Origin of the sequence: Algibacter agarivorans (assembly GCF_039543245.1) — a bacterium.
GTDB lineage: Bacteria > Bacteroidota > Bacteroidia > Flavobacteriales > Flavobacteriaceae > Algibacter_G > Algibacter_G agarivorans.
Genome location: NZ_BAABJJ010000030.1, coordinates 77549 through 98425, shown reverse-complemented (window position 1 = coordinate 98425; position 20877 = coordinate 77549). Strand labels below are relative to the sequence as shown.

Genomic DNA, 20877 nt, shown 5'->3' with positions numbered 1-20877 from the left:
AATAGGTGGGCTTTTTTTTATTGAGTCTATTTATAAAAAACATACACAAACTGGAGAAACAATACTATTAGTTCTGCTTTTTTCTTCCAACAATCCTGATGCTGTAATAGCATAATTAATCACTTCGTTTGAGTCTTGTAAACAAGCTATAAGCCAATTACCATCGGGTGTTATATTAAATTCCCTTAATGTTTTTCCGTTAGTTAATTGGTAGGCCAACATATGTAGTTCCTCATTTTTAATTTCAAAAATAGTAATTACGTCAACCGTTCTATTTGCGGCATAAAGGTATGCTCCATTCGGGTGAATTCTTATGGCAGAACCACTTGGAACACCTGTAAAAGAAGCAGGTAATGCATCATATAATTTTTCAAAGTAAAACTTATCTTCCTTGTACTTTAAAATAGCTATTTTTCCCGTTAATTCATTCATTACGTAACATAAATTTCCTTCAGTATTAAAAACCATATGTCTCGGACCATTTCCTTTTGGAATTGATATATCCTTTTCTGGCAAGCCTTCTAAAATCCCCTCTTTTAATCTATAAACCTTGATTTTATCAATCCCTAAATCTGTCACGAATACACGCTCACCATCGGGATGCACTACTGCTTGGTGCGCATGTGGTGCTTCTTGTCGATCTTTATTTATACTCTTTCCTTTATGCACAAAATTATGACTACAACCTAAAATAGTCCCCTTTGCCCCTAACGGAAAAAATACCAAGTTTCCAGAACCGTAACAGGCTACCAATAAATTATTATTTACTGTATTGATATGACAAGGCAAGCTTCCATCCAGAGGTTGTTCATTAACAAATTTCAAAGAAAAATCATCCAAAATCTTAAAGGAGCTAACTTTTGGAGCGTTGATATCTTCCACCTCGGTCACAGCATACAAATACCCATTATTTGCTGTAAGGTAAGCGGGATTTCTTACCATGTAAGCATTTAAAAACTCAATAACTCCAGAATTTAGATTTAGTGACACCGTAGAAACACCTTTTCCAGAGCCCCCGAAATTAGGAGTCAACATTTCGGTATAACTTCCTATGAAAAAAATCAATTTATCATTGCTTAAATCCATCAACTAAATTATTTTATGACTATAAATATAAAAAATCGCACCATATTTATGGGTAGAATGTGGCAATATAAAATTATTCAATTGAGGCAATTGTATGACAAAAATCATCTTTAGCTTAAATATAAGACAGTAATTTTGTCGTAATTTAAAATAGAAATGAATAGATATCTATCGTTTAAAAACATGCAATAAACTATCTTTGCACTTCTAGAGAAACATCATTATGAGTAAAGGAATTTACGTAGCAACAATAGAACCAAATAGTGGCAAATCTGTTGTTGTTCTAGGGCTGATGCGCATGCTTTTGGGGAAAACCGCCAAAGTAGGGTATTTTAGACCCATTATTGAAGACACCAAAACAGGCGAAATGGATAACCACATTAATACGGTGGTTTCCTATTTTGAAATCGACATTAATTATAAAAAAACCTTTGCTTATACGAGAAGTGAGGTTTTGGACTTATATAACAAAGGAAAGTCTGGTGATGTTATTGATGAAATTATCAAGAAATACAAATACCTTGAAGATCGTTTTGATTTTGTTTTAGTTGAAGGCACTGATTTTTCACATGAGAATTCTAGTCTTGAGTTAGATATCAATCTACTGATTTCTAAAAACTTAGGAATCCCAGCTATTATTGTTTCTCAGGGTGACGGAAAATCGCTATCCGAAGTTGCAGACAATGTCCAATTGGCGCATGATGCTTTCAAAGAAGAAGTAGATGTGCTATCTATAATGACCAATAAAATTAACCCTAATGAGGCATCAAATTTAAAATCACTTTTAAAGACTCGCATAAAAAGCGGCACAGATATTACTGTAATTCCTAAAATAAGCAGTTTAGCAAGCCCTACCGTTAAGGAAATTATAAAAAAACTGAAGGGAAACATTCTTTTTGGCTCAGACATGCTTAACAACCAAGTTGACAGCTTTAATGTGGCCACCATGCAACTCCGTAATTATCTTAACCAATTAAGAGACGATTGTTTAGTAATTACCGCAGGAGATAGGGCAGACATTATTTTAGGTGCGCTTCAAGCCAATATATCCAAAAACTACCCAAAAATATCTGGAATTATTTTAACTGGCGGGTTAATGCCTGAAGAATCCATTTTAAAACTTATTGAAGGACTATCAAGCATCGTTCCAATAGTTAGTGTTAAAGGTGGAACCTTCTCAGTTGCCAATGATATTGGTAAAATTAAGTCTAGAATTTATGCTGAAAACATTGAAAAAATTGAAACCTCGATTGCAACCTTTGAAATGCATGTTGACACGGATAAACTAGCCAACGATTTAATCACTTTTGAGTCAGAAATATTTACCCCCAGAATGTTTCAATACAATTTATTGCAACGTGCCTTAAACAATAAAAAGCATATTGTGCTCCCTGAAGGTTATGACGAAAGAGTTCTAAAAGCTGCTGCAAGATTGATTGATGCACATGTGGTGGATTTAACTTTAATTGGTGAAAAAGAAAAAATCAAAGAACGCATTGAGCACTTTGATATTTCTTTAGATATTAATGATATTAATGTTGTTAACCCAATTGAATCACCGCACTTTGAGGATTATGCAAATACATTTTATGAACTAAGAAAGCATAAAGGTGTAAACTTAGACATGGCTAAAGACACGATGATAGACGTATCGTATTTTGCCACCATGATGATTCACAAAGGGCATGCAGACGGTATGGTTTCTGGTGCTGTACATACTACAGCGCATACCTTACGCCCTGCTTTACAATTTATAAAAACGAAACCGGGAGTTAATATTGTATCGTCAATTTTCTTTATGTGTTTAGAGGATCGCGTTTCCATTTTTGGAGATTGCGCCATAAACCCAAACCCTAATGCAGAACAGTTAGCCGAAATTGCCATTTCATCTGCCAAAACCGCTAAAGATTTTGGTGTTGAACCTAAAGTAGCCATGTTATCTTATTCTTCTGGCGCTTCTGGTAAAGGTGAAGATGTTGAACGTGTTAGAAAAGCAACTGAAATTGCAAAAGCACAAGCACCAGATTTAAAAATTGAAGGCCCTATACAATATGATGCCGCGGTTGATATGCGCATTGGCAAAAGTAAATTACCTGATTCTGAGGTTGCAGGACAAGCCAGTGTTTTAATTTTCCCTGATTTAAATACAGGAAACAACACCTACAAAGCGGTGCAACGTGAAACTGGAGCTTTAGCCATTGGCCCAATGTTACAAGGACTTAACAAACCCGTTAACGATTTAAGTAGAGGCTGTACTGCCGATGATATTTACAGTACAGTAATCATAACCGCAATACAAGCCCAAGACCTTTAAAATATGCAAATACTAGTTTTAAATTCAGGAAGTTCTTCCTTGAAATTTCAATTGTTTTCAATGCCAGAAGAAACGATTCTTTGTTCTGGTTTAATTGAGCGTATAGGGTTTGATGACGCCAAATTCAAATTCAAAACCGATAAAAACACTATTGAAGTTGTTGAGTCCATACCGAACCATAAAGTAGGGTTGGAATTATTATCAAAGCAATTATTAGATAAAGAAAAGGGCATTATCAAATCTGCAGATGCGATTGATATTGTGGGTCATCGTGTGGTTCATGGTGGTAAACATTTTAGTAACACCACTGAAATAACCGAAGCTGTTAAAGAAAAAATAAAAGCACTATCATCATTAGCGCCTTTGCACAACCCCGCAAATTTAGAAGGTATTGAAGTTGCGGAAGCCATCTTTCCAAACGCTAAACAGGTTGCTGTTTTCGATACCGCTTTTCATCAATCTATCCCTGAGCATGCTTATAAATATGCTATTCCAAATGAATTTTTAGAAAAACACCATATTCGTTTGTATGGCTTTCATGGCACCAGTCATAAATTCGTTTCAGAAAAAGCTATTGAATTTCTTGGTAAAGAACACTCAAAAATCATCACTATTCATTTAGGCAATGGATGTAGCATGACTGCTATTAAAGATGGAAAAAGTATAGACCATACCCTTGGTTTTTCACCAGTAAACGGACTCATCATGGGCACACGTTCTGGAGATATTGACCAGTCCATTATATTTCATTTAGCTGAAAAATTTAATTATAGCTTTAAAGAAATCAACAATATTCTTCAAAAGAAAAGTGGGATGTTAGGTTTAACAGGATTCAGTGATTTAAGAGATATTCAAGCTGAAGCCGAAAAAGGAAATAAAGATTGTCAACTTGCTTTACAAATGAATGCATATCGTATTAAAAAATACATTGGAAGTTATGCGGCTGTTTTAAACGGCCTTGATGCCATAGTTTTTACAGCAGGTATTGGCGAGAATTCTCCCGAAATGAGACGACGAGTTTGTGAAGATCTAGATTATCTGGGCATTACCCTCGACTCAGAGAAAAATCAGGTAAGACCAGATAAGTTGACCGTTATAAGTACTGAAGATTCAAAAGTAAAGGTATTGGTTATTCCAACCAATGAGGAGTTGGAAATAGCTAAACAGGCTATGTCCTTGGTATTACCTAAGACTATTGGTTAAAGAGTCAATAAATTCTTATAAAAGAATTTGAGTCAACACCTTGTTGCCCTGATAAAATATTGCCACTAACGAAAACGCTCACTACTTCATCTGAACATAACACTCCTTTTGATTCGTGACAAACAAGCGCTTCTCCATCATTATTTTGAAGGGTTTGAAACGTTGCAACATTATTAGAATAAACATATGTACCTCTTTCAAATCCAATAAAATTATTCTCTTCAGTCCATTGTAATCCAAAATACCGATTATCAGGCAAAAACATAAAAATAACATCACCATTCAACCCACTTTCCCATGCACCGATAAGTGTTGAACTATTAAATGGCGACTCATTAAATATTGGTGATAATTCAACCGCAGATCCTCCAGACGGCGTAAACACTAATTTATTCCCACTTAACGCGAAATCAAATTTCACATTAGAACATGTTGAATTTGTTTGATCACAAATTAAAGCTTCTCCATCATTATTTTCAATTGTAGTAAAAGAAACAGTACTACCGTTTATAGTATAAGTTCCTCTTTCATAACCAATATTATTATTCTCCTCTATCCATTGGATACCAAAGTATCGATTATCAGGTAAAAACAAAAAAAGAGTACTATCACCAAGCTGCCATGCACCAACAATATCGGAGCCTAAATTCAAATTCATGGTTTGCGTAAGATGAGCTCGAGTTTCTACTACCGAGATTAAACTAGTATTTGTTGAACCTGAATTGGAAATTAGGTTAATAACATCTGGATTGTTTTCAAATGCATCAGAATCAACTGAAAAATTAATTGCTTTAGCAAAACTAGCTGCTTGACTTGGTATTACTATTCCATTTTCGGGGTTTCCATCAGCATCCAAAGTTTGGAGTAATCTGGCAACATTAGTAGCTGTATTATTTTTAACCTCAGTAGTATTTGCCAAATACATGGGTGTTATAATTTCGGCAGCTGTAACAGGAGGAAAGGTCAAACTACCTATAGAAAATGTTACTGTTTCTCCTTCAACATATTTAAATTCTCCTTTTGAATTTGTAGTACCAGACTGTGTGGCTGTTGCATAACTTAAATTTTCTACTGTACTATCTAAGAAAACACCTGTGATTAAGTCAGGTGTTTCTTTAACATCTTCTTCATTATCACTTTGACAAGAAAAAATTAAAGCACAAAATGTAAATAATAATAATAATGTTTTTTTGAAGATTAATTGCTTTTTCATTTTTGGTTGGTTTTAATTTTATTAAGATAATAAAAAAAATAGAACTAAAAACTATTCAAAAATTAATCGGCCTTTATAAACCTCTTCAACATCAATTATGGGTGGCACTTTTACAGAAATTACATTGCCAATGCCTCGAATTATCCCTGTAATTTCCTGTTGTGGATTTACAATCATATCGTTTGAACTTCTATTTGACACCCTAACTTTTTGGGCTATTAAATGTCGCCCTTCAAATCGAGAAGTGCCTGCGGCAAATGTAATATTCAAATTATCGGTTTGTCCAGAAATGTAACCTACCGATAGATTATTAAATACCAAAGTGAAATTAATATTATCTATTTGCAATCTAAAATCCCCAACATTAAAAGCTTCAGGAGCACTAAAATCTTCAGACAAAACAGTTAAACTAGGATAACTTAAAACACCATCAGAACTTATCTCATATTGTGTAGAACTTCTTATTTCAGTAATATTAGGTGATGTAATATATACTTTAGTAATGCCATAATCTCTAACATAGTTACACGCATTATTATCCGTTAACGTTAATCTGCTATCAACAACTTCAGCAATAACGTCATTAATTAAATTCTTTCCTGTTTCAATAATTACACTTTGAGTTGCACCCTCTTTAATAATTAACTCAATATCTCGATTTACCAAAATTTTATCAAAACTAGAAAGCGTTGCCTCCTGTTGTATAATGCTTCCTGCCTTTTGAAAACAATCACCAGCATCTTCACTATCGCACCCGATAATTAAAAAGAATAATAAAATATAAACTAGTTTTTTCATAATCGTACACCCAATCCAAATTCAACACCTTCAGCTCTAGCACCGTGCGCTTTAAGTGTTAATGCGCCAAACAATTTTTTGAAAAAATAACGTTTCAAACCAATACGCACATAGACTTTTCCTTCAAAATCAAAAGGATAATATACATAATATCCAAGTTGTGTTACTAACGACGTTTTATTAATAAATAATTCATGTCCTGCAAAAACACCAACACGTTTATGATCCTCATTGCCCAATACATTTTCTTCAGGAAACGAGACACTTTTATAGTAAATAAGTTCTTTTAAAAAATTTGAAAAGAAAACATCTGTACCCAATTGCAATGCACTAGATTTATTAATCCGTTTATCAGCATAAGCAGATAGCACGTACATGGCGTACTGCCCGCTGCCTGCAATATCACTTTCATTAATTCCCGTTCTAAAAACTAAATTGTATTTAATAGGTTCAGAAAAAGCTTGATCCGCCTTTTTATCTAAGGTTTTTTGGTATACCAAATTCTCATCATTCAAACTATAATTAACTCCTACATTAAATGTTATAGAGTTAGTACCATTGTTTGGCGATTTCACATTCGCATTAGAATAATGAATCAATGAAAACCCTGCTTGTAAACCAAAATCATCAAAAACACGCTCCTTTTTATAATTCAACATCACATAGGTACTACTTCCAAACTTGGAACCAAAAGCTACATTTTTAAAGTTAGTTTCTCTGTGATACGGATTGGTATTATAGGCCATGCCTTGCCCAATACGGAACATCAAATTTCGTTTTAAAAAGTAAAAATTGTAATGTGCATAAAGCGACATATTGTTCCCTAAAACATCATTCTTCATGTTTTGATAGGCCAACGAAAACCCATAATCTGGATAATTAAACCGCTGTTCCCAGTCTTCAAAACCGTATGTTTTTTTATTCCAACCTAAAATAACACCTTCAGGATGTCCTTTAATCAAATGGAGAATTTCATTGTTGTGAAGTGCAATATTCCCTCGAAAGTAGTTAACATCAATATACGACGTATGCGTCTTATCTTGAGAAAAAGAAAAACTAAAAGCTAAACAAAAAACACATAAAAATAATTGGCGCATAAATAATTTAATTATTAAAATAACGCCGATGCAATAGCTTTTATATTATCACTTTTGCCCATGGAATAATAATGCAATACAGGTACGCCTGCCGCTTTTAATTCTTTTGATTGCTGAATAGCAAATTCAATACCTGCTTGTCTAACAGCCTTATTATCCTTACAGCCTTCAACAGCATCAATTAAATCTTGCGGCAAATCAATTTTGAATACCTGTGGCAGTAATTGTAAATGACGTTTTACCGCAATAGGTTTAATTCCAGGAATAATAGGCACGTTAATACCCATTTCTCTAGCCTTATCAACAAATTCAAAATATTTTTTATTATCAAAAAACATTTGAGTCACCACATAATCAGCTCCAGCATCCACCTTTTCTTTAAGACGTCTTAAATCAGTTACTAATGATGGTGCTTCCATATGTTTTTCAGGGTAACCTGCAACACCAATACAAAAATCAGAATTATGCTCAACCACAACGTCATCATGCAAATATTGACCTCTGTTAAGTTGAGCAATTTGAGATACCAATTCACTAGCAAATGCATTCCCTCCCTTTACAGGCTTAAAATAAGCTTCATCCTTCATTGAGTCTCCTCTAAGTGCCATGACATTATCTAACCCTAAATAATGACAATCTACCAATACATATTCAGTCTCTTCTTTAGTAAATCCACCACACAACAAATGCGGAATAGCATCCACATTATATTTATGCATAATAGATGCACAAATCCCAACGGTACCCGGTCTCATTCGAGTAATTCGCTTATCTAAAAGTCCATTACCTTTATCAATATACACATATTCCTCCCTAGACGTCGTCACATCAATAAAAGGCGGTTTAAACTCCATCAACGGATCTATATTATTATATAAATCCTGAATATTTTTACCTTTTTGAGGTGGTATCACTTCAAAAGAAAACAACGTTTTCCCTTTGGCGTTTTTTATGTGATCTGTTACTTTCATCAGTTATCTTTTGTCATTCCCGTGAAGGCGGGAATCTCATCAATATTATTTTTATTTTTTCTTAGCCCCGATTCCGATAACTATCGGAACACGAATGATTTCTTTTAAGCTATTTTTCTGGGCGTTACCACAAGGGTCGCGCTTTCCGTTACAAGTCCTCGCACCTCCTTCGTCGGGCTGTGGGCTTTCCACTGCAATCCCTAACGCGAAAAACCCACACCTAGCCCCTCCGAAGGAGGGGAACTCTTACTCAACTCTTTTTTTCCAGACCTTTCATGTTTTTTAAAAACATGAAAGGTCTCAACGTTTTTCTATCCACAATCCATTCCTCACTTTCGGCGAGGTTAGGAGGGATTTTTATTCAGCTAAAGTAGGATGCAACCACTTTCTAGCTTTATCTTTTGCTATCCCTTTTCTGGTGGCATAGTCTGTTACTTGGTCATCTGTAATTTTACCCAAACCAAAATATTTAGCTTCAGGGTTTCCAAAATAATAACCCGAAACGGCTGCAGCTGGCCACATCGCTAAACTTTCGGTTAATTTTACGCCTATTAATTTTTCAACCTCAAGCAATTCCCAAATGGTTTCTTTTTCTAAATGGTCTGGACAAGCAGGATAACCTGGTGCTGGACGAATGCCTTTATAACTTTCTTTAATTAAATCGTTGTTAGATAAATCTTCATTTGCAGCATAGCCCCAATGTTTGGTTCTTACTTGTTTGTGTAAATATTCAGCAAAAGCTTCTGCAAATCTATCCGCAATAGCTTGCGCCATTATCGCATTATAGTCATCCTCTTTATCCCTATAACTATCGGCTAATTCTTGCGCTCCAAATATTCCAACACAAAATGCGCCCATATAATCTGTCTTACCAGAATCTTTTGGTGCAATAAAATCTGCTAAAGCATGGTTAGGAACCCCTTCACGTTTTTTTAATTGCTGACGTAACGTTCTAAAAACAACAATTTCCTTACCTTTTTTCTGAACAGAAATATCATCTTCATTAATCGAGTTTGCTTCAAACAAACCAAAAACGGCTTTAGGCTTCAATAATTGTTTTGCAATAATATCTTGAACCATCTGTTGCGCTTCTTCATACATCGTTGTGGCCTGTTCGCCAACAACATCATCCGTTAAAATATCTGGAAATTTACCATGTAAATCCCAACTTCTAAAAAACGGACTCCAATCTATAAACGGTACTAATTCTTTTAGACTTAACTGCTTTAAGATCTGAACACCCAATTCCTTAGGTTTTACAATTTCAGAAGTTTCCCAATCAATTTTATATTTTCTATCTCGTGCTTCATTAATCGATATATAAGATTTCTCTTTACCGCGTTTTAAAAACTTGGTTCGGAATTCATCATAATCCGTCTTCATTTTAGCAACATACTCATGAGATGTTTTCTTATTCAACAAATCACCTACAACCGTTACCGCTCTTGAGGCATCATTTACATGAACCACAGCGTTTTTATACTGCGTATCAATCTTAACCGCAGTGTGCGCTTTAGAGGTTGTTGCGCCACCAATTAGTAATGGCAATTCAAAATTCTGACGCTGCATTTCCTTTGCTAAATACACCATTTCATCAAGCGATGGTGTGATTAATCCAGACAACCCAATAGCATCAACACGTTCTTTTATAGCTGTATCAATAATTTTTTCAGGTGGTACCATAACCCCCAAATCAACTATTTCGTAATTATTACATGCCAAGACCACACTCACAATATTTTTACCAATATCATGCACATCGCCTTTTACAGTTGCCATTAATATTTTACCAACAGGCTCTTGTTTATCGCCTTTTTCAGCTTCAATAAACGGATTTAAATAACCAACCGCTTTTTTCATCACACGGGCAGATTTTACTACTTGTGGTAAGAACATTTTACCAGCGCCAAATAAATCCCCGACTACGTTCATTCCAATCATCAAATTACCTTCAATAACTTCAATAGGTTTATCTGCTGCTTGTCTAGCTTGCTCTATATCTTCAATAATAAAAGCATCAATCCCTTTTACTAAAGCATGTGTAATTCTATCTTGCAATGGATTTTCTCTCCATGATAAATCCAATCCTTTTTCTACTTTCGAACCTTTAACGGTTTCTGCAAAATCGAGTAAGCGCTCAGTAGCATCGTCTCTTCTATCTAAAATAACATCTTCAACATGTTCTAATAAATCTTTTGGTATATCATCATAAATCTCTAAAAGTGCAGGATTTACAATGCCCATATTCATACCTGCTTGAATGGCATGATATAAAAACACCGAATGCATCGCCTCACGAACGCCATTATTACCTCTAAAAGAAAAAGACACATTACTCACTCCTCCACTTACTGAAACATTCTCTAGATTTTGACGAACCCAACGTGTTGCTTCAATAAAGTCAATCGCATTTTTGCGGTGCTCTTCCATGCCTGTTGCAACAGGAAAAACATTTAAATCGAAAATGATATCTTCTGAAGGAAAACCAACTTTGTTAACCAAAACATCATAGGAGCGTTTTGCAATTTCTATACGTCTTTCATAATTATCAGCTTGTCCATCCTCATCGAAAGCCATGACAATAACAGCAGCTCCATAGCGTTTTATTTGCTTAGCTTCCCAAATAAACTTGTCTTTACCTTCTTTAAGTGAAATAGAATTCACAACACATTTACCTTGTACCACTTGAAGACCAGCTTCAATGATTTCCCATTTTGAACTATCAATCATGATTGGCACACGACAAATATCAGGTTCGGCAGCAATCAAATTAAGGAAACGAATCATCGCTTCTTTACCATCAATCAATCCATCATCAAAATTAATATCGATAATTTGTGCTCCACCATCTACTTGATGACGAGCAATGTCTAAAGCCTCATCAAATTTTTCTTCTTTAATTAATCGTAAAAATTTGCGAGAACCAGCAACATTAGTACGTTCTCCAACATTTATAAAATTGCTGTTTTCGTTCAAAACCAAAGGTTCTAAACCAGACAATTTCATGTATTTTGTTTGTTTTATTTTCATTACTTATAATGCTCTACTGTTGGAAATGGGTCATAAAAATGGTGCAATAACGCTTTCCATTCTTGGTATTCATCTGACTTACGAAATCCGATTTCATGATCTTCAATCGTTTCCCAATTCACTAATAATATATATTTATCGTCTTGCTCAATACATTTTTTAAGTTGATGTGAGATGTAACCTTTCATTGAAGATATAATTTTTTCTGCTTTTTGAAAACTAGTTTCAAAATCTGGAGAAAGACCTTCTTTTATATTTAATGTGGCTACTTCTAAAATCATATCTTTACTTAACGAGACCCTTTGACTGTGCTCAAGGCGACAGCTTCACGTGGTTTGTATTTTGCCGCTATGTTTGCAATTTCTCTAATATGTTCTGGTGATGTTCCGCAACAACCACCAATAATATTGATTAAATCCTTTTTTAAATATTCTTCAATTTGTTCACCCATTTCTTCTGGCGATTCATCATATTCTCCAAAAGCATTTGGTAAACCTGCATTAGGATGTGCTGAAATTGCAAAATCAGTTTTAGAAGCAATCGCCTCTAAATGCGGTTGTAATAAATTTGCCCCTAAAGCACAATTGAATCCAACAGATAATAAAGGAATATGTGATACTGAAATTAAAAACGCTTCAGCAGTTTGTCCAGACAAGGTTCTACCTGAAGCATCTGTAATCGTTCCGCTTAACATAACTGGAATATCTATACTTCTTTCATCTTTTACTTCTTCAATAGCAAATAATGCTGCTTTCGCATTAAGCGTATCGAAAACCGTTTCAACTAATAGTAAATCTACACCACCATCAACTAAAGCTTCAACTTGCTGTTTGTATGCTATTCGTAATTCATCAAAAGTCACCGCTCTATATCCTGGGTCATTTACATCTGGCGACATACTAGCCGTTCTGTTTGTTGGCCCTATAGAACCTGCAACAAAACGTGGTTTATGTGGTTCTTTAGCAGTGAATTCATCAGCAACTTCTTTAGCGATTTTAGCAGATTGATAGTTGAGTTCATAGACCAAATCTTCCATTTGGTAGTCTGCCATAGCAATTGTGGTTCCTGAAAACGTATTGGTTTCAACAATATCTGCACCTGCTTCAAAGTATTTTCCATGAATGGTTTTAATGGCTTCAGGCTGTGTAATAGACAACAAGTCGTTATTACCCTGTAATGGTGTTGGGTAATCTTTAAAGCGATCGCCTCTAAAATCTTCTTCTGTGAATTTGTAAGCTTGTAACATGGTACCCATGGCGCCATCTAAAACTAAAATTCGTTCTTTTAATGCTTGTTGTATATTTGACATTTGATCTTTATTAGCTGCATGTCATCAAGAAAAGCTAAGGATTACTTTTCGTTATCTTTCCAATACTTTCATACTAGTAGAATTTAGCACCTTCTTTACAAGATAAAGGGTTGCCAAGGTTTCAACGGGTCTAATCCCTCTACCTTTCTTGATAACACTAGTACGTTAATGAACTCGCGAACAAAAGTACTAACTATATTCCTTTATTCACACTTATTTTATAAAAATTGTACCCTTACTCAAACAATGTTGACGACAAATACCTATCACCTCTATCGCAAATTATGGCTACAATGACACCTTCTTCAATTTGTTCTGCGATTTTTAAAGCACAATAGACAGAACCGCCACTACTCATTCCAGCAAAAACACCTTCTTCTTTGGCTAATTTTATGGTTGTTCTTTTGGCATCTTCTTCTGAAACATCTACTACGATATCAACCTTTTTAGGCTCGAAAAATTTTGGCACATACTCTGGTGACCATTTTCTAATCCCAGGAATTCTTGCACCATCTGCAGGTTGTGCTCCAACAATAGTGATAGCTGGGTTCTTCTCTTTTAAATATGTTGAAACTCCGGTTATAGTTCCAGTTGTTCCCATGGCAGACACAAAATGAGTCACATTTCCTTTAGTTGCTTCCCAAATTTCTGGACCAGTAGTTTTATAATGCGCTTTCCAATTATCATGATTTTCAAACTGATTTAACAACGTGTAGCCTTTTTCATCTCTGAGCTTAAAAGCTAAATCTCTTGAACCTTCAATACCAACATCAGCAGGTGTCAAAATCACCTCAGCGCCATAAGCCCTCATCGTTTTAACGCGTTCTTCAGTAGAATTCTCAGGCATGATTAATACCATCTTCAATCCCAATAGTTTTGCGATAAAAGCTAAAGCAATGCCTGTATTTCCGCTAGTAGCTTCAACTAAAGTGCCTCCTATTTTTATATCACCTCTTTTTAAGGCTTCATTAATCATGTTGAACGCAGGCCTGTCTTTAACACTTCCTCCAGGATTATTACCTTCTAATTTTAGAAACAATCTTACTCCCTTTTTTGAAATAAGATGAGTTGCTTCAACCAATGGTGTATTGCCTATCTGACCAATAATACTATTTTCGAATTCCATTTTTTCTTGGTCTTATTTTAATTTCAGTTTGATAGGTTACTAATGAGTTTTCAGGAACAGATTCCGTAATCCAAACGTTAGCACCAATTATACTATTTGCTCCTATGACGATGTCTCCTCCCAAAACAGTGGCATTAGCGTAAATGCATACATTGTCCTCTATAGTTGGGTGTCTTTTTGTGGATGCCAAACTTTTAGATACCGAAATACCGCCTAAAGTTACCCCTTGATAAATCTTAACATCTTTACCGATAATAGACGTTTGGCCAATTACAATCCCTGTACCATGATCGATATAAAACGACTCGCCAATGGTTGCTCCAGGATGAATATCAACTCCTGTAATACCATGAATATACTCACTCATCATTCTTGGTAAAATATGAACTCCAAGCTTATATAGGGCATGACTCAATCGGTAAATTGAAATGGCATAAAAACCAGGATAAGCCATGTAAATTTCAGCTAAAGAATGCGAGGCTGGGTCATTTTTCTCAAATGCAATAGCATCTAAATCCAGTTTTCTTCTAATCTCTGGAAGTTCTGTTTTAAATGTTGCCCAAATGCCGCTACCATTTTCTATCTCTAATTTAGACAGTATTTTAAGAAATGTTTTTTCTAAATACTCCTCATGAACTTCTTCTTGTTCACAATCAAACAAGGAATAAAACAATCTTTTCGTGAATGTTTTTGCTGTATCTTTAAGGCAAACGTTATAACTTTTCATCTTTTAAATAAAAATACCTACAAGATTTTAAAAACCTTGTAGGATTAGAAAATATATTTGTTTTTAAGACCCGTAAGATATTAAAAACTTAGCAGACCTTTCAAATTAATTTATTGCTTGAACAACTGCCTTTGGCGCTTCTTTACGTGATCCGTCAAAACCATCAATTCCACTAACCGTTGTATATTTTAAAACATATTTTTTTCCTGGATTGATAATTCTATATGCGGCTTGACACATTAAAGTTGCCTCATGGAAACCACAAAGAATTAATTTCAATTTCTCTGGATAGGTATTCACATCTCCAATAGCAAAAACACCTGGAATGTTCGTTTGGTAATTTAATGAATTATCCACTTTTATAGCGTTCTTCACGATTTCTAATCCCCAATTTCCTATAGGCCCTAATTTAGGCGACAAACCGAATAATGGAATAAAATGATCCGTTTCTTTTTTAATAGTTTCCCCATCTCTCACATAACTAACCGCTTCAATTTTACCATCACCATGCAATTCTTTAACCTCTGCTGGCGTTACTAAATTTATTTTACCAAGCTTGGTTAATTCTGCTACTTTTTCAACAGAATCTAAAGCGCCTCTAAATTCATTTCTTCTGTGAATTAAAGTCACTTCTGAAGCTATATCGGTCAAAAAGATACTCCAATCTAATGCAGAATCCCCTCCACCAGAAATAACTACTCTTTTACCTCTGTAAAACTCAGGATCTTTAATAATATATTCAACCCCTTTATCTTCATAATCAGCAATCCCTTCAATAGCTGGTTTTCTAGGCTCAAAAGACCCTAAACCGCCTGCAATAGCAACTACTGGAGCTTGATGCTGCGTACCTTTATTAGTGGTAACAATAAACGAGCCGTCGTCTTGTTTTTCAATGGTTTCAGCACGTTCTCCAAGCGTAAACCCTGGTTCAAATTGCTTGCCTTGTTCCAATAAATTCCTAGTTAAGTCTCCAGCTAAAATTTCCGGAAAACCAGGAATATCATAAATCGGTTTTTTTGGGTAAATCTCAGAACATTGCCCACCTGCTTGTGGTAATGCGTCAATTAAATGACATTTCAATTTCAATAAACCTGCTTCAAATACAGTGAATAACCCTGTTGGACCTGCTCCTATTATAAGTATATCTGTTTTAATCATTTCTGCTATTCTTTTAATACCTTATTTTTTTTCAATTAATCCTTTTGTGAATTCATTTAGTGTTTCCACTTTTTCTTCGAAATCACCTTTTATTGTTTTTCTGTATTCGTTTAAATTCTTCACTAAATCATCTACATTTTCTGGAATGACATCCTCAAAAAACTGACGTAAACGTTTAGCTGTTGTTGGTGACTTTCCATTTGTTGAAATCGCCACTTTTACATGTCCTTTAGTTACGATACCTCCCATATAAAAATCGCAATATGGAGGGTTATCGGCAACATTTACTAAAATGCTTTTTTTTCTGCAACGCTTATAAACCTTAACGTTAACTTCAGGAACATCAGTCGTTGCCACCACAATATGCTTTCCTTTTAAATACTTTTTTTTGTATTTATCTTTTATTAAAACAACATCGCCTTTTCTTGCTAATTCAATAGTCCCTTTTCTAAACATAGGCGACACCATGGTTACATGCGCATCTGGACTCGATTTTAAAAGAAACGTTAATTTTTCTTCGGCTACAAAACCACCACCTACAATAAGCACGTTTAAGTTTTTTGCCTTTAAAAAAATAGGATATAAATTATTCCGATCCTCATCTGCTCCTAAAGAAGGAACAGGACTAGAATTTTTTATTTTATCGTCTTCAATTAGCATCTTACAGATTTTGATTGGCTTCTTTTAACACAGAAGATAATTGAACCCGTTCTTTTACTACATCACCAATAACTATTATTGCCGGAGATGATAATTGCTTTTCTTTTACAACCTGTTGGATATTACGAATGGTTCCTATACCTACATTTTCATTATCTCTCGTTCCATTTTGAATGATGGCTACAGGTGTGTTTCGCTTATTTTCTGCATAAAAAACTTTCACAATATCAGCCAGTTTATGCATGCCCATTAAAATAACAACGGTTGCGGTTGACTTAGCTGCTAAAGTGACATCATTTGATAACGCATGGTCTTTTGTTGTTGCTGTAACGACCCAAAAACTCTCTGACACTCCTCGTTTTGTTAATGGAACACCTTGATATGCCGGCACAGCTAAAGCTGATGATATCCCGGGAACAACATAAGTTTCTAGACCAAATTGCCTTACATAATCAATCTCCTCACCACCGCGACCAAATACAAATGGATCCCCTCCTTTTAATCGTACTACATGTCCTTTTTCTTTGGCTTTAGCAACAATTAACTCATTGATTTGTTCCTGCTGAAATACATAACACCCCTTACGTTTTCCAACAAATATTAGTTCTGCATCTTTGGACGCATATTCTAATAATGCTTCGTTAATAAGCGCATCGTAAAGAACAACATCGGCAGATTTAATTGCTTTAATTGCTTTAAGCGTAATTAAATCGACATCGCCAGGACCTGCGCCTACAACCGTTAACTTTGGGGTTTTTAAACTCATTCTTATTCTTTAAACCGCTTTATTGTTAAGCACTGCTGTTTCTTTTTCTCTGTAATTTCTAACTGCTGCTAAAAACTTATTTGCACTATCAATATAATTTGCAGCAAAATCTTTAGTTGGTGCATTTTTATTAATTTGATAAATCAATTCTGAGAATGAAGTCCCTAAATTAATTTTCCCACCTTCTGTAAAAAATTCATCAAACTGAGAAACAATTCCAGCGTGTGTATTTGTCTTTTTATTCTCTGCTAACAATAACGCTTTCGCAGAATTAACTAAAGATGTGTAAGCGTAATAAATGGCACTAGAGTATACTTTATCTTCAAAAGAAGTCTTAGCATTTTCAATTTTTTCTTCACTTTCTAGAAATAAAGTGGCAATTAAATCTATAACAACACCAGCACATTCTCCAATTCCAATTTCTTTAACGTACTTTTCTTCTTCACCCCAATCAATAAAATCTTCTTGAGTTAAATTAGTAACGTCTTGTAAATCGTTTAAGAAATCGTAGAAGTATTTTTCTCCATTTTCTTTATAATACTCAACAAATTGCTTTCCGTTAGCATTCGCTTCAAAATCGTTTAAAATTCTGCGCAAAGCTTCAGGACCTCTTTTACTTGGTACTTTTACAACTTTATCAGCAAAGGCAGCATTCCCATCTCCTAAATTCCCTCCACCTAATAAAACTTGTAACGCTGGGGCTACTAATTTATCTGGTGTACGAACTGACATTCCTTGGAACCCAATATTTGCCATATTGTGTTGTCCACAAGCATTCATACAACCACTAATCTTAATAACAAGATCTTCATTCTTTAAATATTGTGGATATTCTGATTTGATAACTCGCTCTAATTCATCAGCAATACCTGTACTACTAGCAATACCTAAATTACAAGTATCTGTACCTGGACATGCTGTAATATCAACAGCTTTATTGTAACCTGCTTCTACGAAACCTAATTGCTCTAATTCTGTATAGAAAAATGGCACTAAATCTTCCTTAACAAAAGGAATAACTATATTTTGACGTAATGTTAAGCGTACTTCTCCAGCGCCATATTTATCAACCAAATTAGCTAATAAACGCGCTTTATCTGTATAAAAGTCTCCTAACAAAACTTTAATTCCTATGGCAACATAGCCTTCCTGTTTTTGAGGAATAATATTAGTTGATTTCCATAAATCAAAAGCCGCTTGATCTTTAATCTCTACTTGTGGCGTTTCAACCGAAACTGGTTTTGAAGCCACATAAGTGTCTGCATCAATAGCAACACTTTTTAAGGCAATTGCTTTTTGTTCTTCAGCAATTAATGCTTTAAAAGCATCTAAGCCTATATCTTTTAATAAAAATTTCATACGCGCTTTAGCACGACTTTTACGTTCGCCATAACGATCAAAAACTCTTAAAACACCTTCCATGATTGGAATGATTTTATCAGTTTCAACAAAATCGTATAACACATCTGCATGACGTGGTTGAGACCCAAGTCCACCAGCGACCATGACTTTGAACCCACGAACACCTTCTTGTACTTTAGCGATATAACCAATATCGTGTAAGTAAGACAATCCTGTATCTTCATCAGTAGAGGAAAAAGACACCTTAAATTTACGTCCCATTTCTTGACAGATTGGGTTACGTAAAAAGAATTTATACAATGCATCCGCATAAGGCGATACATCAAAAGGTTCGTCTATATCAATACCTGCTGTTTCAGAAGCTGTTACATTTCTTACTACATTTCCACAAGCTTCACGTACGGTAACCTCATCCTTTTCTAATTCTGCCCAAAGTTCTGGAGTCCTATCTAAATCCACATAGTGAATTTGAATATCTTGACGTGTTGTAATATGCAAACGACCACGAGAGTATTCATCAGAAACTGCTGCGATTCTGCGCAATTGATTACTTTTTAACTTCCCGTAAGGCACTTTAATACGAATCATTTGCACGCCTTCTTGACGCTGACCGTAAACTCCACGTGCTAAACGAAGACTTCTAAATTTTTCTTCGTCGATTTTACCGTTATGAAAAAGCTCAATCTTATTGGCTAATTCTATAATGTCTTTTTGGACTATCGGATTTTCTATTTCTGTTTCGAAACTTTTCATCTTCTTCTTTTTATTGAATAAAACCTGCTCCAACCGTATTATTTGATTGTGGATCAATCAAAATGAAAGAACCATTTGTTCTATGATTTTTAAACTGATCGTAAAAAATAGGTTTATTTAACTTGAATGTTACTGAAGCAATATCATTGATTTTTAAACCAGTTACGTCCTTTTCAAAACCTGAATAATCTGGATTAATTTTATGATTAATTCTATCTACTTTTGCCAATACTTTATTAATACCATGCTGCACGATGTACTTTCCTCCAGCAGTTAATTGATCTGAATCCATCCAACACACATTAGCAGTAAATTGTTTATCTATAGTTGGCAAATCGTTTTCTTTAACAATCATATCGCCACGACTTACATTAATATCGTTTTCTAAAGTAATGGTTACCGATGAACGTCTTGAAGCCGTTTCATACTTTTCATCATAGAAATAAATATCCTTAATTTTTGATCTTGTTTTTGATGGTAATACAATAATATCATCTCCTACACTTAAATCGCCACCATACACTTTTCCTGCATAGCCTCTATAATCATGAAAATCTTCAGTTTTTGGACGAATAACATACTGAACTGGAAAACGTGGTGTACCCGCATTAAAAATATCAGCTTTATCCAATTGCTCTAAATGTTCTAATAAAGCTTCACCTTTATACCAAGACATCTTATCCGTTTTATTAACAACGTTATCACCTTTTAAAGCACTAACTGGAATGAATGTGATTTTTTGGTCTTGATAATCTCTTTTGCTCATCAATTCAGAAAAATCAGCTTTAATTTTGTTATAAACTTCTTCTGAATAATCAACCAAGTCCATTTTGTTAATGGCAACCACAACATCTTTAATCCTCAATAAATTATTGATGAAGAAGTGACGATTGGTTTGCTCAATCACACCTTTTCTAGCATCAATTAAAATGATAGATGCTTGAGAAGTTGACGCTCCCGTAACCATGTTACGTGTATATTCTACGTGACCTGGAGTATCAGCTATAATGTAACTTTTCTTTTTAGTTGAAAAATAGATATGAGCGACATCAATGGTAATTCCTTGTTCTCTTTCAGCAACCAAACCATCTGTTGCTAATGAAAAATCCAAATAATCATAACCACGTTGCTTACTTGTTTTTTCTATCGCTTCTAACTTATCTGTAGTTAATGATTTTGTATCGTAAAGAATACGCCCTATCAACGTACTTTTCCCATCATCTACACTTCCTGCTGTTGCTATTTTTAATACTTCCATTCCTCTCCCCAACCCTCTCCAAAGGAGAGGGAGTTCTTTACGGGTT

Annotated in this window: 17 protein-coding genes and 1 riboswitch; of the genes, 2 read left to right on the top strand and 15 right to left on the bottom strand. The window is 34.7% G+C overall.

Features of this window, described 5'->3' with window-relative positions; all coding sequences use genetic code 11:
• Positions 1-30: 30 nt before the first annotated feature.
• Positions 31-1086, bottom strand: coding sequence for a lactonase family protein (locus ABD935_RS10555; protein ID WP_345191996.1), 1056 nt, complete (start codon positions 1084-1086; stop codon positions 31-33).
• Between the two features lie 223 nt (positions 1087-1309).
• On the opposite strand from ABD935_RS10555, the gene pta reads away from it, so the two are divergent.
• Both pta and ABD935_RS10545 read left to right on the top strand, forming a co-directional pair.
• Positions 1310-3400, top strand: coding sequence for a phosphate acetyltransferase (gene pta / locus ABD935_RS10550; RefSeq protein WP_345191995.1), 2091 nt, complete (start codon positions 1310-1312; stop codon positions 3398-3400).
• Positions 3401-3403: 3 nt separating this feature from the next.
• The gene (locus ABD935_RS10545) at positions 3404-4603 is read left to right on the top strand and encodes an acetate/propionate family kinase (RefSeq protein WP_345191994.1); all 1200 of its coding nucleotides are present in this window, start codon (positions 3404-3406) and stop codon (positions 4601-4603) included.
• Between the two features lie 4 nt (positions 4604-4607).
• Here the strand turns inward: ABD935_RS10545 and ABD935_RS10540 are convergent, their stop codons facing one another.
• From ABD935_RS10540 to ABD935_RS10475, 14 genes are all read right to left on the bottom strand, one after another.
• A complete protein-coding gene (locus ABD935_RS10540; RefSeq protein ID WP_345191993.1) occupies positions 4608-5816 on the bottom strand; it encodes a hypothetical protein in 1209 nt (402 codons plus the stop codon).
• Between the two features lie 51 nt (positions 5817-5867).
• Positions 5868-6614 (bottom strand): head GIN domain-containing protein, encoded by a 747-nt coding sequence (locus ABD935_RS10535; RefSeq protein ID WP_345191992.1) that lies wholly within the window; start codon positions 6612-6614, stop codon positions 5868-5870.
• On the bottom strand, positions 6611-7711 hold the full coding sequence (locus ABD935_RS10530; RefSeq protein WP_345191991.1) for an acyloxyacyl hydrolase: 1101 nt from the start codon (positions 7709-7711) through the stop codon (positions 6611-6613). The genes ABD935_RS10535 and ABD935_RS10530 overlap by 4 nt, the downstream gene beginning before the upstream one ends.
• 14 nt (positions 7712-7725) lie before the next feature.
• Positions 7726-8682, bottom strand: coding sequence for a methylenetetrahydrofolate reductase [NAD(P)H] (gene metF, locus ABD935_RS10525; RefSeq protein WP_345191990.1), 957 nt, complete (start codon positions 8680-8682; stop codon positions 7726-7728).
• A 357-nt stretch (positions 8683-9039) separates the two neighbouring features.
• Positions 9040-11712: a methionine synthase gene (gene metH, locus ABD935_RS10520; RefSeq protein ID WP_345191989.1), complete on the bottom strand. Its 2673-nt coding sequence runs from the start codon at positions 11710-11712 to the stop codon at positions 9040-9042.
• Complete coding sequence (locus ABD935_RS10515) at positions 11712-11993, bottom strand: antibiotic biosynthesis monooxygenase family protein (RefSeq protein ID WP_345191988.1); 282 nt, start codon at positions 11991-11993, stop codon at positions 11712-11714. Before ABD935_RS10515 ends, metH begins: the two co-directional genes overlap by 1 nt.
• Positions 11994-12001: 8 nt before the next feature.
• Positions 12002-13021, bottom strand: coding sequence for a homocysteine S-methyltransferase family protein (locus ABD935_RS10510; protein WP_345191987.1), 1020 nt, complete (start codon positions 13019-13021; stop codon positions 12002-12004).
• A 48-nt stretch (positions 13022-13069) separates the two neighbouring features.
• Positions 13070-13179, bottom strand: a riboswitch (SAM riboswitch).
• A gap of 77 nt (positions 13180-13256) precedes the next feature.
• Complete coding sequence (gene cysM / locus ABD935_RS10505; RefSeq protein ID WP_345191986.1) at positions 13257-14147, bottom strand: cysteine synthase CysM; 891 nt, start codon at positions 14145-14147, stop codon at positions 13257-13259.
• Positions 14131-14874, bottom strand: coding sequence for a serine O-acetyltransferase EpsC (gene epsC, locus ABD935_RS10500; protein ID WP_345191985.1), 744 nt, complete (start codon positions 14872-14874; stop codon positions 14131-14133). Before epsC ends, cysM begins: the two co-directional genes overlap by 17 nt.
• Positions 14875-14979: 105 nt before the next feature.
• On the bottom strand, positions 14980-16032 hold the full coding sequence (locus tag ABD935_RS10495; RefSeq protein WP_345191984.1) for an NAD(P)/FAD-dependent oxidoreductase: 1053 nt from the start codon (positions 16030-16032) through the stop codon (positions 14980-14982).
• A 21-nt stretch (positions 16033-16053) separates the two neighbouring features.
• Positions 16054-16692, bottom strand: coding sequence for a precorrin-2 dehydrogenase/sirohydrochlorin ferrochelatase family protein (locus tag ABD935_RS10490; RefSeq protein ID WP_345191983.1), 639 nt, complete (start codon positions 16690-16692; stop codon positions 16054-16056).
• A 1-nt stretch (position 16693) separates the two neighbouring features.
• Positions 16694-17458 (bottom strand): uroporphyrinogen-III C-methyltransferase, encoded by a 765-nt coding sequence (gene cobA / locus ABD935_RS10485; protein ID WP_345191982.1) that lies wholly within the window; start codon positions 17456-17458, stop codon positions 16694-16696.
• Between the two features lie 9 nt (positions 17459-17467).
• Complete coding sequence (locus tag ABD935_RS10480) at positions 17468-19573, bottom strand: HEPN domain-containing protein (protein WP_345191981.1); 2106 nt, start codon at positions 19571-19573, stop codon at positions 17468-17470.
• A 10-nt stretch (positions 19574-19583) separates the two neighbouring features.
• Positions 19584-20831, bottom strand: a complete 1248-nt coding sequence (locus ABD935_RS10475; RefSeq protein ID WP_345191980.1) for a sulfate adenylyltransferase subunit 1 — start codon at positions 20829-20831, stop codon at positions 19584-19586.
• Positions 20832-20877 lie beyond the last annotated feature (46 nt).

Bases quoted from the DNA above. Each gene is read 5' to 3' on its own strand.
- ABD935_RS10555 (WP_345191996.1), bottom strand. From the start codon at position 1,086: ATGGATTTAAGCAATGATAAATTGATTTTTTTCATAGGAAGTTATACC.
- pta (WP_345191995.1), top strand. From the start codon at position 1,310: ATGAGTAAAGGAATTTACGTAGCAACAATAGAACCAAATAGTGGCAAA.
- ABD935_RS10545 (WP_345191994.1), top strand. From the start codon at position 3,404: ATGCAAATACTAGTTTTAAATTCAGGAAGTTCTTCCTTGAAATTTCAA.
- ABD935_RS10540 (WP_345191993.1), bottom strand. From the start codon at position 5,816: ATGAAAAAGCAATTAATCTTCAAAAAAACATTATTATTATTATTTACA.
- ABD935_RS10535 (WP_345191992.1), bottom strand. From the start codon at position 6,614: ATGAAAAAACTAGTTTATATTTTATTATTCTTTTTAATTATCGGGTGC.
- ABD935_RS10530 (WP_345191991.1), bottom strand. From the start codon at position 7,711: ATGCGCCAATTATTTTTATGTGTTTTTTGTTTAGCTTTTAGTTTTTCT.
- metF (WP_345191990.1), bottom strand. From the start codon at position 8,682: ATGAAAGTAACAGATCACATAAAAAACGCCAAAGGGAAAACGTTGTTT.
- metH (WP_345191989.1), bottom strand. From the start codon at position 11,712: ATGAAAATAAAACAAACAAAATACATGAAATTGTCTGGTTTAGAACCT.
- ABD935_RS10515 (WP_345191988.1), bottom strand. From the start codon at position 11,993: ATGATTTTAGAAGTAGCCACATTAAATATAAAAGAAGGTCTTTCTCCA.
- ABD935_RS10510 (WP_345191987.1), bottom strand. From the start codon at position 13,021: ATGTCAAATATACAACAAGCATTAAAAGAACGAATTTTAGTTTTAGAT.
- cysM (WP_345191986.1), bottom strand. From the start codon at position 14,147: ATGGAATTCGAAAATAGTATTATTGGTCAGATAGGCAATACACCATTG.
- epsC (WP_345191985.1), bottom strand. From the start codon at position 14,874: ATGAAAAGTTATAACGTTTGCCTTAAAGATACAGCAAAAACATTCACG.
- ABD935_RS10495 (WP_345191984.1), bottom strand. From the start codon at position 16,032: ATGATTAAAACAGATATACTTATAATAGGAGCAGGTCCAACAGGGTTA.
- ABD935_RS10490 (WP_345191983.1), bottom strand. From the start codon at position 16,692: ATGCTAATTGAAGACGATAAAATAAAAAATTCTAGTCCTGTTCCTTCT.
- cobA (WP_345191982.1), bottom strand. From the start codon at position 17,458: ATGAGTTTAAAAACCCCAAAGTTAACGGTTGTAGGCGCAGGTCCTGGC.
- ABD935_RS10480 (WP_345191981.1), bottom strand. From the start codon at position 19,573: ATGAAAAGTTTCGAAACAGAAATAGAAAATCCGATAGTCCAAAAAGAC.
- ABD935_RS10475 (WP_345191980.1), bottom strand. From the start codon at position 20,831: ATGGAAGTATTAAAAATAGCAACAGCAGGAAGTGTAGATGATGGGAAA.